Annotated in this window: 1 protein-coding gene; it reads right to left on the reverse strand. The window is 62.5% G+C overall.

The window, feature by feature from the left end:
• Positions 1-9: 9 nt before the first annotated feature.
• On the reverse strand, positions 10-429 hold a 420-nt coding region (locus J5M73_RS31500), incomplete at its 5' end, for a phage major capsid protein (protein ID WP_207817005.1).

Consider the following 429-nt stretch of genomic DNA (forward strand, 5'->3'; position numbering starts at 1 on the left):
CTCTACGGGTTACGGCAGGTTGCCGAAGTCGCCATACACGAACGCCTCGGGGCGGTACACCGCCAGCGCGAGGCGCTCTTCCGCCAGGATCGTCACCATGTTACGGATGAAGTCGTCTTGGTTCTCGGTGGAGACCTCAACGCGCGCCTCCCATCGGTCGAACAACTGGGCCCCCAGGCGGAACGCGCCGGCGAGGAACTTGTTTTCCTGCATGGCCTGGGTGGTCACCACAGGAATACCCCACAGCGACGCGGCAGCATTGCCCTGAGGGTTGCCGATGATGTAGCGCCCCTGGCTGTCTTTCAGGTGCTCGACACGGGTCCAGTCCTTCGGGTTCATCACGATTCCGGTGGACGGGTACTCGGCCAGCTCAGCTTGCAGCAGGGCAAGGCGGATCTGGTCGATGATCGTCGCACTAGACACAGTGAT

The organism is Pseudomonas sp. 50_B, assembly GCF_017491625.1.
Taxonomy (GTDB): Bacteria; Pseudomonadota; Gammaproteobacteria; order Pseudomonadales; family Pseudomonadaceae; genus Aquipseudomonas; species Aquipseudomonas danubii.